Origin of the sequence: uncultured Campylobacter sp. (assembly GCF_938045465.1) — a bacterium.
In the GTDB taxonomy this organism is placed as follows: domain Bacteria; phylum Campylobacterota; class Campylobacteria; order Campylobacterales; family Campylobacteraceae; genus Campylobacter_B.
Map to the genome: position 1 here is coordinate 1 of NZ_CALIBF010000079.1, position 15485 is coordinate 15485.

11 protein-coding genes are annotated in these 15485 nt (G+C 44.4%); all 11 read right to left on the minus strand.

The features are described 5' to 3' along the window. A partial coding sequence (locus Q0413_RS03915; protein ID WP_298987512.1) for a metallophosphoesterase occupies positions 1–386 on the minus strand: 386 nt, incomplete at its 3' end. A gap of 368 nt (positions 387–754) precedes the next feature. After that, positions 755–1807: a GDSL-type esterase/lipase family protein gene (locus Q0413_RS03920; RefSeq protein WP_298987516.1), complete on the minus strand. Its 1053-nt coding sequence runs from the start codon at positions 1805–1807 to the stop codon at positions 755–757. Then, positions 1800–3110: a DUF459 domain-containing protein gene (locus Q0413_RS03925; RefSeq protein ID WP_298987518.1), complete on the minus strand. Its 1311-nt coding sequence runs from the start codon at positions 3108–3110 to the stop codon at positions 1800–1802. Before Q0413_RS03925 ends, Q0413_RS03920 begins: the two co-directional genes overlap by 8 nt. Next, complete coding sequence (locus Q0413_RS03930) at positions 3111–4670, minus strand: MBOAT family O-acyltransferase (protein WP_298987520.1); 1560 nt, start codon at positions 4668–4670, stop codon at positions 3111–3113. It lies immediately after the preceding gene. 1501 nt (positions 4671–6171) lie between these two features. Beyond that, a complete protein-coding gene (gene metE, locus Q0413_RS03935) occupies positions 6172–8454 on the minus strand; it encodes a 5-methyltetrahydropteroyltriglutamate--homocysteine S-methyltransferase (protein ID WP_298987523.1) in 2283 nt (760 codons plus the stop codon). A gap of 355 nt (positions 8455–8809) precedes the next feature. After that, positions 8810–9394 (minus strand): hypothetical protein, encoded by a 585-nt coding sequence (locus tag Q0413_RS03940; RefSeq protein ID WP_298102897.1) that lies wholly within the window; start codon positions 9392–9394, stop codon positions 8810–8812. 254 nt (positions 9395–9648) lie between these two features. Continuing rightward, positions 9649–11829, minus strand: coding sequence for an STT3 domain-containing protein (locus Q0413_RS03945; protein WP_298987527.1), 2181 nt, complete (start codon positions 11827–11829; stop codon positions 9649–9651). 530 nt (positions 11830–12359) lie between these two features. Further along, positions 12360–12734, minus strand: coding sequence for a hypothetical protein (locus Q0413_RS03950; RefSeq protein WP_005871123.1), 375 nt, complete (start codon positions 12732–12734; stop codon positions 12360–12362). A 332-nt stretch (positions 12735–13066) separates the two neighbouring features. Continuing rightward, positions 13067–13609: a hypothetical protein gene (locus Q0413_RS03955; protein WP_298987531.1), complete on the minus strand. Its 543-nt coding sequence runs from the start codon at positions 13607–13609 to the stop codon at positions 13067–13069. Between the two features lie 78 nt (positions 13610–13687). Beyond that, positions 13688–13849, minus strand: a complete 162-nt coding sequence (locus Q0413_RS03960) for a hypothetical protein (protein WP_298987534.1) — start codon at positions 13847–13849, stop codon at positions 13688–13690. Positions 13850–13851: 2 nt separating this feature from the next. Continuing rightward, complete coding sequence (locus Q0413_RS03965) at positions 13852–15063, minus strand: saccharopine dehydrogenase family protein (protein WP_298987536.1); 1212 nt, start codon at positions 15061–15063, stop codon at positions 13852–13854. Positions 15064–15485 lie beyond the last annotated feature (422 nt).

The following is a 15485-nucleotide window of genomic DNA, read 5'->3' on the forward strand; positions in this document are numbered from 1 at the left end:
CCCGGTATCCGATGCGCCTTATCGACGCTAAGCGCGCCGCCGAAGCACAAAAAGCGCCGCCCCGCGATCTCGTAAATTTCGCCGCGCCGCAGCCAAAATATGTTTTCGCCGCCCACGCTCACGGTGCCGCCGAATTTCCGCTCGCGCGGCAGCTCATCCAACATATCGAAATTTTCATGGTTGCCGTCTATGAAAAGAAGCGTGGCGGGAAAATATCTTTCTATATTTTTGCGCGCCATAAACTCATCTATCCGCTCGCTCCAAAACAGCCCAAAATCTCCGAGCACGATGACGAAATCATCGGCGCTAAGCCCGCCCGCAAAGGCCTTGTTCGTTATTTTGCCGATCTCGTTTATTCCGTGCGTATCGCCGCAAAGATATATCATCTGCCTCTCCTTTTTTGCTTTCTTAAATTTAACTCGCCGCGCTTTGTCGCAGCCCATGCGAATAGAATTTTAAGCGCTAAATTTTACGCAGCGCACGCGTCGCAAAAACCCGACTAGCGTTCCGATCCGCAACCACGCAAATTTAATCCAAATTAAAAGCGTAAATTTGGACGACATATTTTAAAAGCACAGGCATCAAGCCTATCGACGCGTAAATTTAAAGCCGCAGCTTCTGATTTAAATTTCGCGGCGCAGATCTAAGCGGCGAAATCCAAATAGGCGCAGCTTTGCTTACTGCCGCTAAATTTTAAATTTAGCGACGGACTTTGTAAATTTTACGGCGAGCCGCCTAAATTTCAAGATTAAATTTAAAGCCTGCCGCGCAATTTCGTCGCCAGCGCTGCGCCGATTTTTTCGTAGCCCTCTTTTTGCAAGTGGATTTCGTCAGGGCGGATCAGCCCACGCTCGCGCCAGCCGCGCCAGCCGCCATCCTCATCCATAAGACCGGCTATGTCGTAAAACATCGCCCCTTCATCTCGCGCCAGATGCGCTAGCACCTCCGCAGCGCGTGAGGCGTTTGGCACTTTAGGGCTTCGCGGCGGCGCTACGAGCAGGATTTTTGCACCGGGAGCTGCGGAGCGGACGGAGCGAAGCAGCCCACGGACGCTTTGGTAGAATTTTTGCTCGTCAAATTTCGGATCCATCGCATCATTTGTGCCGTAAGCGATGACTACGAGATCGTATCTAAGTCCCGAAAAATCCCTACCAAAGGCATCTGCACCCCATTTTTCGTAGAGGTTGCTAAACGCGCCGTTGCTCGCACAAGAGTCTGCAAAGCGCGCGTTTTTACGATAAATTTTATATCCTCCAAGCTCTGCTCCGTCACGCAGCGATCGAATTTCGATCGGAAATCTAAGTCGCAGCTTAGAATACTCCCATTTCTGCGGCACTTCTTGCGAAATATACGCGCTTAGCCCACTTGCATCGCGCACGCGAAAAATCTCGCCGCCCTGATCCGATTTATGTAAAATTTCGACGTAAAAATCGCCGCTAAGCTGCTTTAGCTCCAGTCGCACATTAGCGCCCTTTTTGCCGGTAGCGATCACTCCGCATAGCGGAAAATCGGGGTCTTGCTCGGTGCGAGACGAGATTACATTAAAGCCGTTTTGCTTAAATTCTATATTTTCGCTTTTGTGATATTTAGGCATCATTGCAGGCACGAAGCCGACGCTGTTTTGCACGAAAAAGCCGTGCCTGAAAGCATCTATCAGCGCGTCGCTTCCTAAATGCGAATCGCCAAAAAATTTCACTCCAAAGCCCGCAGAGCTTTTTGCGTTTGCGGAATTTATGCCGCGGACGCCTGCGTTTGCCGCGCATCCGCCTAATAATGCGGCAAATAAAATCACTATAAATTTACTCAACTTCAATCCTTGATAAAATTTCTTTCGCTACCGCTTCGCAACCCTCTTTGCTCATATGAATGCCGTCGTCTTGGCGCACGCGCACGAGCTTGGAGCCGCTTTGCAGATAGGTTTTATAGACGCCTTTTTCGCACACCAGCGGGGTTGTTTGCATAAAATACCCGCCAAGCGCCATACTAGCGTCGGCATATATTTGATTTAGCAGCTGCGTTTTCTCCTCAAAATCCGGCTTTTGCATACACGGCATCGCTAGCCACAGCACTCCCGCGCCGTGCGAGTGCGCCGTATCGTAGATCTCGCGCACCCTTGAGGCGTAAAACTCCCGCCAGCGCGGCGTTTTGATGCCGTAGGTCTTGCCGCCTGCGCGGTACTCCCAGACGTCGTTCGCACCCAGCAGCACGACTACGAGCTTAACGCCGCCGTTTTCGCGAAGCGCGGTATCGAGCGTCTTTTGCCAGTCGAAAGATTTCTTGCTCGCAAGCCCCGTAGATTGCTTGCTAAGATCGATCACCCTCAGGCTTCGCTTCGGGAAAAATTTCTTAGCGTTCATCCCCACGTATTGCATCAGGCTATCGCCCATAAAAAGCACCTCATCGCCTGCGTTTAGGCGGATCTTGCCATCGTCGCTAAGCGAAATTTTAGCATCAATCTCCGCGGAGCTTTGCGTCGTTAAATTCTGCTCCAAGGCCTGCGTAGCAGGAAGTTGAGAATCGGAATTTTCGCCGCTTTGCAAGGTTGCGCTTGCCGTAACGGAGTTTTGTGACGCAGAGGAGCTGCGCGACACAGAGCTTGTTGTAGCCAGGCTTTGTGACACGGAATTTCGCGAAGTAGAATTTTGAGGGATGGAATTTTGTGTGTAAGGCTCCTGCGCCAAATCGCGCGTCTTTGAATGATGCGTAGAATTATTTAAAGAGGAATTCTTTGCAGCATGAGCTTGCGGCTTGCTACCTTGCGGTTTAACGCTTTGCGAAGCATCGTGATCTCGCGCCCCCATGCTTTGCAAAGCTTGATTTCCCGCCATACGATCTTGCGCATGTTTTTTAAAATTTTTGCTTCCGCTATGCGGACTTGCGTCCTCATCCTTGCTAATGTCCTCGCCTTTGATACGCTGCTCTAGCCTATCTGCGCCATTTGCAATCTTTTCGTAGATCTCTCCACCTACGCGAAACGGCGAGCGGCGCAGCCATTCTTCTAGCCCGAAATCATCGTGAAATCGCTGCTCCAAATAATAAAGCAGCGAGCCTTGCATAAAAAATGCTGAGAAAAGCAGCGCAAAAAGCAGAGTCGAAACAAACCTAAGCATCTAAAATCCTGCGTAGATGAAATTTGGAATTCCGCTTGGCATCAGCGCGAAAATCAGCGTGAAAATCATGCCGAGCACGAGAGCTTTAGGTAAAAACGGCAGCTCGGCAAAAAGCGCGATCAAAGTATCTTTAAGAGCTGAAATTTTAGGATAAACAAAAATCCCCGCTAATATCACCGCCAGCACCGCTAGCTCACTAATATCTCCGAAAGCTCGTGCGCGGGCAAAAGCACCCAAAATCGCCGCCGCATCCGGAAGGGAATTGGCGAAAAAAATCCAAGCGAAACTTACAAAAATATAGGTGCAAAATAGTGCCAAATACGGATTTAGCGGCTTTACGCCCACTTTAGCAAGACATTTTAAAAATACAAGCGCTGCTCCGTGCAAAAGCCCCCAAATCAAAAAATTTAATCCCGCGCCGTGCCAAATGCCCGAGAGCGCAAATGCGATTAGCAAATTTACGCAGGTGCGCGCAAAGCCATTGCGCGAGCCACCAAGCGGGATATAAATATAATCGCGTATAAACGTGGATAAGCTGATATGCCAGCGATCCCAAAACTCGCCTAAATTCTTAGCTGCATAAGGCATATTAAAATTCTGCGGCAGCTTAAAGCCCATCGCAAGCCCAAGCGCACGCGCCATATCGATAAAACCGCTAAAATTCGTATAAAGCACCACGCCATAAAGCAGTAGTGCAGCTAGAATTTGCGCCGCGGAGGACTCAGGCTCATCGCCGTAAACGCCCGAAATCACATCGCTATAATACGCGCCCAAATAGCCGCTAATAGGCAACATCTTAACTAAGGCAAAAATTATAAGCACATAAATTTCATCGGCATTGCCAAAGTGCTTGAAGCGATCAAACTGCGGCAGTACTGGCTCTACGCCCTTGGCAGCGCTAGCGCGCCCGATAGGACCCATCACGACGCTAGGGAAAAACGCCAAAAAGCACGCCAAGCTCAAAAAGCCCTGCTCGCCGCATTCGCGCCTATAAACCGAGACGAAATAGGTGATCGACATAAAAACATAATATGAAATTCCAAGCGGAAACGCCACGCTATCAACGACACCTAGGTGAAGCGCAGCAAGCGCAGCATTGAAAAACTCCCTGACGTAGCCGTAATATTTAAAAAATGCGAGAAAAAATAAGCCGCCAGCAACTGCCGTAAGCATCACTGCGCGCGCCTTCGCAGTGGGTAACGGAATCTGCTTCGCTAACCCCGCTTTTTGCACCTGCTTTGCTATGCCAGCTTGTTTTGTTGCGCTCATCTGCTTGGCTGCCGCTTTACGCGAGAGCTTTTTCTTGCGCGAAGACTGCTTTGCGGGCGGTATGGCTTTCGCGACTACGTAATTAGCGCGCGCGATACACACCCCTGCAAAATATACGAAAGCACTATAGGCTGCAAGCACTAGCGCAAAGCGTGGATTTACGGAGCACATGAAGCCATAGCTTGCTAACAGGATCAGAATTTTTTGCGCGAAAATATGATTTTTGAGCGTCCAATAAACGATTAAAAACGCTAAAAAAGCAAAGACAAACTCGGGCGAAAAAAATGTCATTCAATCTTTCCAATTTAAATTTTTAAAGCTCTTGCGGGCTTTTAGACGCTCACGGCGCGAAATTTATACGAAGCGAAAAAGCCAAAAACTTTTTTTAATCGCTTGCAACGCGAGATTTTATGCGCAGGCACGGCATTGCGCCGCTAAACGCTCTAATAAATCTAGCGTCCAAATCCTTCTTAGATTCACGGTCAGCTTGCATGCAAGCCCTTACCACGTGAGCAAAATTCCGCCACAATGGCAAAATTTAAAACGCAAATGAGAGCTCTACACACGAATAAAATTTTTAAACGCGCTGAGCGGTTTGCCATCAAATTCTTACAAAAGCTCGCAAACGCAGTCTCATAGGTTCTACCCGCAGGACTTCAAAATAAGCGCCTTGGATCATGCTATATAAATTAGGCGCGCGACGCCGCTAAAATCTTATGAAATAATATGAGCCACTTCATCACAACTATGAGGGCTAAAATTCTACAAAGCAAAATTTTAAAAGCCAAAAATTTTGCAGCGATAATAAAATTCCGCCCGTTAAAATCTATCGCGCGAAATTACTAAGTAAATCTCACTTTAAGGCGTGATAGAAACCATCTAAAAGCTGTGCCTTATGAGCCAAAATCATGGCTTTAAATTTTTACTGCAAATTGCAAACCTGCGCCGCCATAAAGCCCCTTTTAAAATTTTGTATCAACGCAAACGCACTTTACGCTAGCCTCGCTCTTTCTTGCAAAAAACACAAGTTAAAATCAATGAGCTTCGCATTGTAAAATTTTGGCTCTGGGCTTAGTTTTAGCGCAGCGTAAATTCGAGCTCGTTAGGCAAAATTAGCCGTAAATTTCAATACGGCTACATAGATTTGAGTTTGAGCTGAAATTTAACCTAGCAGAGCCGAATCTTGCTTCGTAACCTAGCCATTCTAACGAGATAATGTAAATTTTAATTTGCAATTTAAAATTTCTAGCGCAAAGATACCGGCTTTGGCTCGCGTTTTAAAATTCCAATTTAGCGGCGCGAACAGTTCATAAAACGCCGCGTAAAATTGCAAATTTCAGCATTTTTTATTCGGCTGGCTAGATTTGTGCGCACAAGGATCAATTTGCGAAAATTTTAAAATTTTATCGCTTGCCCCAGCCCGCCTTCAGGGCAATCTCGATAAAATTTACGCTCCGCACCTCAAGCAAGCGAGCAGTTGCGATGAAATTCCAAGCTAGCAGTCGAGATGAAATTTTACGTCGTATTTTAAAAAGATCCCGCGCATGCCCAACTGAGAAATCCGTAAATCTCGCGCAAAATTTCACATCGCTGTATTACTTAGCAGCTATCAAATTTGCTTGCCAAGCAGACGCGTAGAAATCTCTTATCGCCCTTTAATGCTCGTTCGAAGTAAAATTTCACGCAGATGTTTTAACGGTCCACGCTCGAAATAAACGTTCCACATAATTCTATCGTAAAACAGCTGTCGGGCGGAATTTACCCGACAGCAAAGTCTTTTTCTGCGCGAAATTTATGCTTCTGTGCGGATAATTCTTACCGCCTCAACCATATTTTTTAGGCTAGGGCGGACCTCCTCCCATTTGCGGGTTTTTAGACCGCAGTCCGGGTTGATCCACAGCTGCTCTTTCGGAAGCACCTCAAGCAGTGCGCGGATCTGACTTACGAGTTCCTGCACACTAGGAATTCGCGGGCTATGGATGTCGTAAACGCCCGGACCGACCTCTTGCTTATAGCCGACTGATTTGAAAACTCGAAGTAGCTCGTTGCCACTGCGAGCGGTCTCGATGCTGATGACGTCGGCATCCATCGCCTCGATCGTTTTGATTATGTCGTTAAACTCCGAATAGCACATATGCGTATGGATCTGCGTGTGAGCGCTTGCGGCGCTGACGGCGAGCTTAAAGGCACTAACGGCGAATTTTTCATACGCAGGAATGTTTTCGGATCTAAGCGGGTACCCCTCTTTAAACGCCGCCTCGTCCACCTGAACGATCTTGATACCCGCGTCTTGCAGATCCGAAATTTCATCAAAAATCGCAAGTGCGAGCTGTTTTACTATCTGCTCGCGAGGCTTATCGTCGCGCACGAAGCTCCAGTTCATCATCGTAACAGGCCCCGTTAGCATGCCCTTCATAATCTTTTTAGTACGGCTTTGAGCGTATTTGATCCACTCTACCGTCATCGGTTTTGGGCGGCTCACGTCGCCGAAAAGTAGCGGCGGTTTCACGCAGCGGCTGCCGTAGCTCTGCACCCAGCCGTTAGCGCTAAACGCGTATCCGCTCATCTGCTCGCCGAAATACTCGACCATATCGTTACGCTCGGGCTCGCCGTGAACCAGCACGTCTAGACCGATCTCGTCTTGAAATTTGACGCACTCGTCGATGTAGGCTTTGATGTCGCGCTCATAGGCTTCGCGGCCAATTAAGCCCTTTTTGTAGGCGTTGCGAACTTGGCGAAGCTCGGCAGTCTGAGGGAAGGAGCCGATCGTAGTGGTAGGTAAAATTCCATAGCCTAGCTTCTTTTTCTGCACCTTGATGCGATCCTCGTAGCGATCGGCGCGCTCGAATTTATTTAAATTTGCGGCACGGCTTTGCACTCGCTCATCATGAATAAGCGGCGAGCTAGCGCGAGTTTTAGCGGATTTTTGATTTTCTTCGTATGCCTTCATGCCGTGCTCGCACATCGGAATTTCAAAGAAAAGATGGGTTAAAATCGAAATTTCGCTTAGTTTTTCGACCGCGAAACTTAGCCAGGATCTGATCTCGGCGTTTAGCTTGTCCTCGTATTTTAGCGTGAAAGGCACGTGCAAAAGCGAGCAGGAGGTGCCCACATAGATGCGCTCCTTAGGCACGTAGGCTTCGATGGCCTTGAGCTGGGCGAGCTTTTTGTCGATGTCGCTCTTCCAGATATTGCGCCCGTCGATCACGCCTGCGAAAAGCACGGTCTTGGCGTCTTTTAAAGCTTGAAGCTCTTTTTTGATATTCTCCTCGCTTGCGTAAACAAAATCAAGCCCGATCGCCCAAACATCAGTCTTTACTATCTCGCGTACGGCCTCGGTCGCATGCTCGAAATAGGTCATAAAGATGATTTTTACGTTGCTTGCAGCCTTACTTAGGCGCTGATAAACAGGCTCAATCTTTGGCGCCAACTCCGCTGCGCGATCCGTTACGAAAATCGGCTCATCGATCTGAACCACGACCTCGTTATCAAGCTCGCTAAGAAGCTTTAGCAGCTCCTCATATTTCGCGGCAAGGGCATCTAAATGCGCGAGTGGATCGCTTTTATCACTTGATTTGCTAAGCGCAAGATAGGTGATAGGTCCGATTAAATTTATCTTTAGCGCGCAGGAATCCTTAAAATCGTTATTCTTCGCGGCCTTGTACTCGCTTAAAATTTTACTAGGATTTAGGCTAAATTCCGTATACGCCGAGATCTCAGGCACGATATAGTGGTAGTTTGTATTAAACCACTTCGTCATCTCCATCGCGACTGCGTCTTTACTGCCGCGCGCCATCGCAAAATACTGCTCATGCGCCGAAAGAGCCGCGAAGCGCTGCGGGATCACGCCGAAAAGCACGCTGGTATCGAGCATCAGATCGTAGTATGAAAAGTCGTTTACGCTAATTAAGCCGCTCCAAGCATCCAGCTGATATTTGATGTGGCGATCTTTTAGCTCTGCGGCGACTCGCTCTAGAGCGTCATAATCGCACTTGCCCGCCCAATAGCTCTCCAAAGCCTTCTTTAACTCGCGCTGCTCTCCGATACGCGGAAAGCCCGTAACGTAACTCTTCATCTCTATCCTTTGAGTAAAATTTTGGTATGAAAATATTGATTTTATCTAAAATTTCTTTTGCCGTCATTAAAATTTTAATCTAATCTCGAAAATGAACGAAATTTTATCCAAAAGCGCAGGGGTGGAATTTAGCCAATAAAATCTAAAATGAAATTTTTATCGACGAAATTCTGTAAGTTAAAATTTTAGGATTGAATTTAAAGGCGTTAAATTCATCATAATTTAAACCTCGTCGCAAGATTCTACTAAAACTTAGTAAAGCCTTGCGACGAAGCTAGCCTTACCTGATACACCGCAAAGCCACTGAGCATCAAGGCTCTATGAAAGCAGTGCAATGCCTCAAATATGAAAATTCTTAGAATTTATAATTATATCCTGCGTAAACGCCGTATTTTTTACCGTCGTTATCTTCGATATAATCGCCGTCTTTGTACCACGCCTTGCTTGCTTTAAAGCCCATTTCAATCTCACTATTGGAGCCAAACTCATACGCAGTACCTATCTTGCCGCCCAAAATGAAGCCACCCAGCGTATCGTCTGCTCTAACCCAGCCGCCATTGCTATAGTCTATTTTAACTTCAGTATCTAGCACCGAAAGCCCAGCGTAAGCACCTAGGACGAGCTTAAATCTACTGAAAAGCTCCGGCGTAAAATCCGCACCGGCTACGAAATCGTGCGTGCTCCATTTAACCTTTCTTTTCGAATTGGCATTCGAGCTGGAATCCTCGCCCTTAAATCCGTAAAAATACCCGCCGTAGGCCCTAAACGTGCCGAAGTCATATCCGGCCTTAACGCCGACTTGCGGCTGTCCATCATCAAAACCTGCGGCTTGGTTTTTGAAATTGTATCCGCCTTCGCCGCCTATAAAAAGCCCCTCCGCCATCGCGCTTACTGCAGCTAAAGAACTAAGCAACAATGCTTTTGCAACTAAATTTCTCATCTTTACTCCTTTGGGTGAAATTTCATCTCAATGATAGCGACACGCTTCGAAACCTAGGCTAAATTTAAAGTAAATACATAACATTTACGATTTTTAGTGACAAAATTTTAAAGTATTTTTGTAATTTATTTATAGCCAGTATAAATTCTAAATCTCAGCATATAATTTACATTATAATTTTATCGCTTAGTAACATACGCTTTGTAAAAGCATAATGCAATAAGAATTTACGCAATATTCCTCTGAATATAAATTTATCTTAATAACTTGTAAATCCGCGCATAATTACTTAAATAAACGGGCTCAAACAGATCTTTATCATAGTTTTCCAGCACAAAAAGTTGGATAAAGGCTGATTCAAAGACCTTTTTATCTAAGATCAAAATTCTTTGATAATCCGGTAAAAATATCACGTAAAGATTAGAATTTTTATCTATCTGCTTAGATAATTTGACGAGTTTGCCGTTTACTTCGCCCACTTGATAATATGAATTAATAGGCATTCTTTTACCGTCATAGATTAGGTATTCAGGATCGACACTAGGCAGCGTGCATTCATCATTTATTATGATGCTCTCTCCATCTTTACCCATTCTAATATCATAACCCACATGAATAAATGGTGTCCAAGACTCTTTACCTGTTTCTATATCTACAGTAGAAAATTTTAAAATATTGGGCAATATATCTATCATGTGCGGTACAAAATAATAATATATATCCCTAGTTTTCCGTGGAAGCTTGAAATTCTTATCGCTTAAAGAACTTAAAAATTTATTGATATCCGCTTCGCCATAATCTTTTTGAATTTGATATAGGTTTAGTTTAAATTTATCTTCCAGTTTAGGATCAAATTTTTTACCTTGCAACTTTTGTATATATTCGACATTAAGTCTTGCCATATTAGCAGAGCTTACCTCATCTTTATTAAAGGAAAACGCACTCATAAAAGTGTATTCTCCTGCCTGTCTACCTCCGGGATCAGCTACTACTTTTACATCGGAGTAATATCTGATTAAATATCCGTAATCCCACCACGATAGTACATAATCCTCCCTGCTAGCTTTATTTTTTAGCTCTGCAAGAGGCGTTATGGAGTCTTTCGTAAGCGTAGGCGCAACTCGGAATTTATAAATAAAATCTATGCTAGGCATTAGCGCTAAACAGGTTAAAATAGCTAACAAAGTACTTCTAAGCCAAGTGCGTATTTCAAAGTAATTCAGCGTGAAATATATAAAATAAGCAAATCCAAGCGCTATCATCGGTGTAGCGTACATTGTAAAGCGAGTTCCACCGAAAAGTGCTAAAACTCCAAGCGCTATCATCGGCAAGGTTAATATAAACGAACGAAATTTTATCAGCAGTAGAGCCAACCCTCCTACGGCGCATATAAATATAAATAGATGCCCACTAGATTCAAGCACAAATTTTATGAAATTAGCGTTTTCTACCTCATTAACCGTACTTCTAACGCCGTAGAAGTAGAAAATTTCCTCTTTGCTTACATCTTTTAAGATGTAAGCTTTAAGCTGCACTGCTATAGGCACAAGTCCGCCGAATATGACGAACGTAATTGCGACGATCACGCCCAAAATCCGAAGAGCTTTTTTGCTTTTATGGCTTGGAATTTTAATCATTAAAAAATATAAAAACATAATAAGTGCGATTTTAAACAATAAAATATAATTTACAATTATTGTCTCACCTTCGTAATACGCGCTAAATTTTATGACCGCTGCAACCATAAGAATAATCGCTTTGTAATTTGCCTCATTGCGTCTATTAAAAATCAAAGTATAGATTAAAAATATCACTATAATCGCCATATTTAAAGAATACGAGCTAGGATACCACCAATCATAAATCACCGTAAAAACGGCAGGTAAAGCAAAGCTGCTCTGCTCGCTTCGCCCTATGAGCCTAATCAAAGCCCATAGCGTTAGCAGCGGCAGAGTAACATTTAACATATCGCTATCAAAATACCCGCCCAAAGTCCTAATATAATATCCGGGCAGCACGCAAGCAAGCAGCGCTGCGATGATGCCGGCGCCCAGGATCTTATACTCTCTTGCTATCAAAATAATCGGCACGACCACTAGCGGCGCCAAAAACACGCTCATATAGATCGTAATGCTATTTAGGCTGACGGGTAAAATTTTGCTAAGTAAAAATGCTAGAGTTGGGATCGACGCGCCGTACGGGCTAAGATCGCCCGGTTGGTGAAAGCCCGCTATCATATCGCGCGCGCCCTCGGCATTCGCAAAGGCGTCGTTTGTGGTCATGATGAGCTCGCCATCGAAAGAAAACTGCTCGATCCCGCTAGCCCAATATATCCAAAAAAACCTGCATGCCACGCCGAATATATAAACCAGCGTCATGATCAAAAACATATCCATACGGGAGCATTCGCCGTTTGTAATTCTAAATTTTTGCATCTTTTTCCTTGATTTGCCGTTTGAAGTACCGAGCGGAAGGTTAAAATTTGCCTCTGCAAATTTTACTCGCTTTATCACGCCCGCGTTATGTCTTTAACGACATTGTTTAATTTGCGTTTATTATAGCAGAATTTATCGATATTAAAAGCAAAATTTTAAAAACAACCGAAGTCAAGCCGTTTAGAATTTAAATTTGTGATATGCAATTTTGGCGACCATCAAAAAATATGATACGTAAAGATAGAGATTAAGATATAAACTAAATATCCAATATAAGGCAGATACAAAACAACACTAAGCCAATAAACATGCGTATATCTAGCATATTATAAATTCCATCTTCTGGGTGTGGAATGAACAAATATAGGACAATAAACATAACGAACGCTTTTAAAAAAATATATAACAATGTTTTATTCATAGGCATATATTTAGCGATCTATGCTATGGCTAAATGGCAGAAACAACCGGTCGTTGCAAGAAACTTACGCCGGACCGGTGGATTTTTGTGGTTTAGACGAAATTCTCGCCTAATACGCGTCGCACATAAATTTACAGACGGTTTTCGTGCGCAGATTGAGCATGATCGAGCTTAGGCATCTGCCGTCCTTATTGCCGCTTAGCAGGCGCACGGCATCGCCCTCTTTCCACTGCGTGCTGTCGCCCTCGATCGTCCTGTAATGCGCGCCGTTAATGACAAGCGACTCGCCGCCCTTTAGCGTTTTATCGATCTTCAGGTCGCTTGCGATCTGGCTTAGATCGCCTTTTAGGGCATTTGCGATTAGTTTTTCCTCGGCCTGCTCATGCGTCTTCATCGAGCTTTTGGCAAAGTCCGGCACCTGCACAGTTTCGGTCTGAGCCGAAGCAAAAGCGGCTAGCACGCAAGCGGCGTAAATTAGTTTCATATTTTCTCCTCGGTTTTTTCAAAATTGCGGCGATTATAGCAAAGTTTACTTAAAAATTTCGGTCTAAATTTAGCTAGAGTTTAAATTTAAGAAACCGCTCGTCTGTTTAAAACAGAGCTGAACTCGATGGCAAATTATAAAATTTCGCCGTAATTTAAAATTTACTTATTAAAATACGCCGCGAGCACGCTTAGCCAAACAAACAGCGCTATGATCCAAGACATCACTCGCGGCGTACCCGCAGAAAACGCCGCAAGCATCGCACAAGAAAGTAATAATAATTTTTATAAAGCTCTTTCATAGTCTTAATGGCATAAAGATTACACAGAATTCTATTCCTCAAATTTTCTTATCTTTATTACTATTTCGTCATTATCTTGACTTGCAGATGAAATTACGCCATTTTCATGTAATATTATACGCTCTTCCTCTTTTGCATCAGGATAATTTTTCATTAATTGATAATCACCATAAAAGGCTATATATTTTATAGTTTTTGATACAAGTGGGTTGCTGGAAATACTATAAATAATAACACTGCTAGAAACAGAATGTGCAATTGATGCAATTAAAAATATCCCTGCTATTCTACAAAAGTGTATTAGTTGTAATTCATATTTATGTTTAAATTTAGCCAAATTAGAGCTTACCATATCTATTATCATACCAACAATCATCGCCAAAAAAGCCATTACTATTAAAAAAATACAAGATAAGTAAATAGCTATAGGTATATAAAAAATAGAAGTTAAAATTTTTAAAGTAAAATCAAAATCCCTTACGGGCAAATATATTGTTTCAGCAATTAAATTTCTAGATATAAATTCTGCCAAAAAATAAGTTGGAACATTTAGTAAAACTAAGAAAACTTTCACTAAGTTTACAACCCATTTCCTTTTCAATAAACTAAAACACCAGACCAAAACTCCTGCGCATAATAATAATATACCAATTTAGAATAAAATAATAATAAATATATTATTTTGTATTTTAAACATTAATCTTGAAACGGATATTATAGGAATACCAAAAAAATAAAATTTAGCTTCAAGACTTTCAAGCTTAGGCTTTAAAAGATTTAATATTTTATTTATAATTTCTTGGATAAATCCCATGCTCACACCTCATACCTCTCGCCGGGTTTCATTTCGATTATCTCCCACGGCAAGCCCTGCCTGTTTAGCTCATCCATGAAAGGTTTGGCGTCGAAATTTTCCATATTAAAGACGCCTTTGCCGCTCCAGATGCCCTTTGCCACCATCATCGAGCCGATCATCGCAGGTACGCCCGTTGTGTAGCTCACCGCCTGCGCGCCCGTCTCGGCGTAGCAAGCCTCATGATCGCAGACGTTGTAGATATAGACCTGGCGTTCTTTGCCGTCTTTTAAGCCACGTATCACGCAGCCGATATTGGTTTTGCCTTTCGTGCGAGGGCCAAGGCTCGCAGGATCAGGCAGCAAGGTCTTTAAAAATTGAATCGGAATTATTTTTACGCCGTTATGCTCGACCTCGTCGATGCGAAGCATGCCGACGTTTTCTAGGCATTTCATGTGAGTTAGGTAGCTTTGTCCAAAGGTCATGAAAAAGCGGATTCGCTTTAGCCCTTTGATGTTTTTTACTAAGCTTTCGAGCTCCTCGTGATAGAGCAGGTAGCTGTCCTTGACGCCTACTTTTGGATAGTCCCATTTGAACATTATCTGCATCGGCTCGGTCTCTTTCCACTCGCCGCGCTCCCAGTAGCGGCCCTTTGCACTCACTTCGCGCAGGTTGATTTCTGGGTTAAAATTCGTCGCGAACGGATAGCCGTGATCTCCTGCGTTGCAGTCTAGGATGTCGATCTCGCCGATCTCGTCAAATAAATTTTGCTGTGCATAAGCGCAAAATACATTGGTCACGCCCGGATCAAAGCCGCTTCCCAGCAGCGCCATCGTGTTTGCGGCTTTAAACTCGCCGTCCTTCGCCCACTGCAGCTTGTATTCGAATTTGGCGGTGTCGGGGTGCTCGTAGTTTGCGGTGTCGATGTATGGGATGCCGGCGCGCGAGCACGCGTCCATCAGCGTTAGGTCCTGATACGGCAGCGCGACGTTTAGCAGTAGCTGCGCACCCGTTTTTTTGATGAGCGCGACTACGGCGTCGGTATCGTCCGCGTCGATCTGGGCGGTGTCGATCTGCACGCCAAGGCGGTCTTTGATAAATTTAGCGATCGCGTCGCACTTGCTTTTTGTGCGGCTAGCAAGGGTGATCTTGCTAAAAACGTCCGCGTTCATCGCGCATTTTACGGTCGCGACTTGGCTCACGCCGCCTGCGCCTATGATTAAGATATTTGACATTTGGGCTCCTTTAAATTTTAAATTTTGCTGCAATTTTAGCAAATTTAAGATGAATTTTAAGAGGCTAGGTGTAATTAATCATAAAGTTTGGCTATGGCTAGCACGGCGCACAAACCAGTCATAACAAGAGCGTCGAAAGCGGCACGGCGTTAAAATTTTACGCGGATAGCAGCATACCGATTGACGGCAGCACGAGATTAAATTTACCGCCTTGCATCGCGCGATAAAATTTTTAAGCTTTAAAGCGCTCGTTTAAATTTAACGTTCCGCGGCAAGGCGTGGATAATTTAAAATTTAAAGCTCGCCCGCTTCGCCGCTAAATTTATCGCGCTTCTTGCCCAGGCGCGCAGCAAACCGCATACCGCAGCTAAATTTAGCGCTTTAGCGAACAGCGGTTTAAAAAGTAGCAAGCCGGACAAAAT

Bases quoted from the DNA above. Each gene is read 5' to 3' on its own strand.
- Q0413_RS03925 (WP_298987518.1), bottom strand. From the start codon at position 3,110: ATGCTTAGGTTTGTTTCGACTCTGCTTTTTGCGCTGCTTTTCTCAGCA.
- Q0413_RS03930 (WP_298987520.1), bottom strand. From the start codon at position 4,670: ATGACATTTTTTTCGCCCGAGTTTGTCTTTGCTTTTTTAGCGTTTTTA.
- metE (WP_298987523.1), bottom strand. From the start codon at position 8,454: ATGAAGAGTTACGTTACGGGCTTTCCGCGTATCGGAGAGCAGCGCGAG.
- Q0413_RS03940 (WP_298102897.1), bottom strand. From the start codon at position 9,394: ATGAGAAATTTAGTTGCAAAAGCATTGTTGCTTAGTTCTTTAGCTGCA.
- Q0413_RS03945 (WP_298987527.1), bottom strand. From the start codon at position 11,829: ATGCAAAAATTTAGAATTACAAACGGCGAATGCTCCCGTATGGATATG.
- Q0413_RS03950 (WP_005871123.1), bottom strand. From the start codon at position 12,734: ATGAAACTAATTTACGCCGCTTGCGTGCTAGCCGCTTTTGCTTCGGCT.
- Q0413_RS03960 (WP_298987534.1), bottom strand. From the start codon at position 13,849: ATGGGATTTATCCAAGAAATTATAAATAAAATATTAAATCTTTTAAAG.
- Q0413_RS03965 (WP_298987536.1), bottom strand. From the start codon at position 15,063: ATGTCAAATATCTTAATCATAGGCGCAGGCGGCGTGAGCCAAGTCGCG.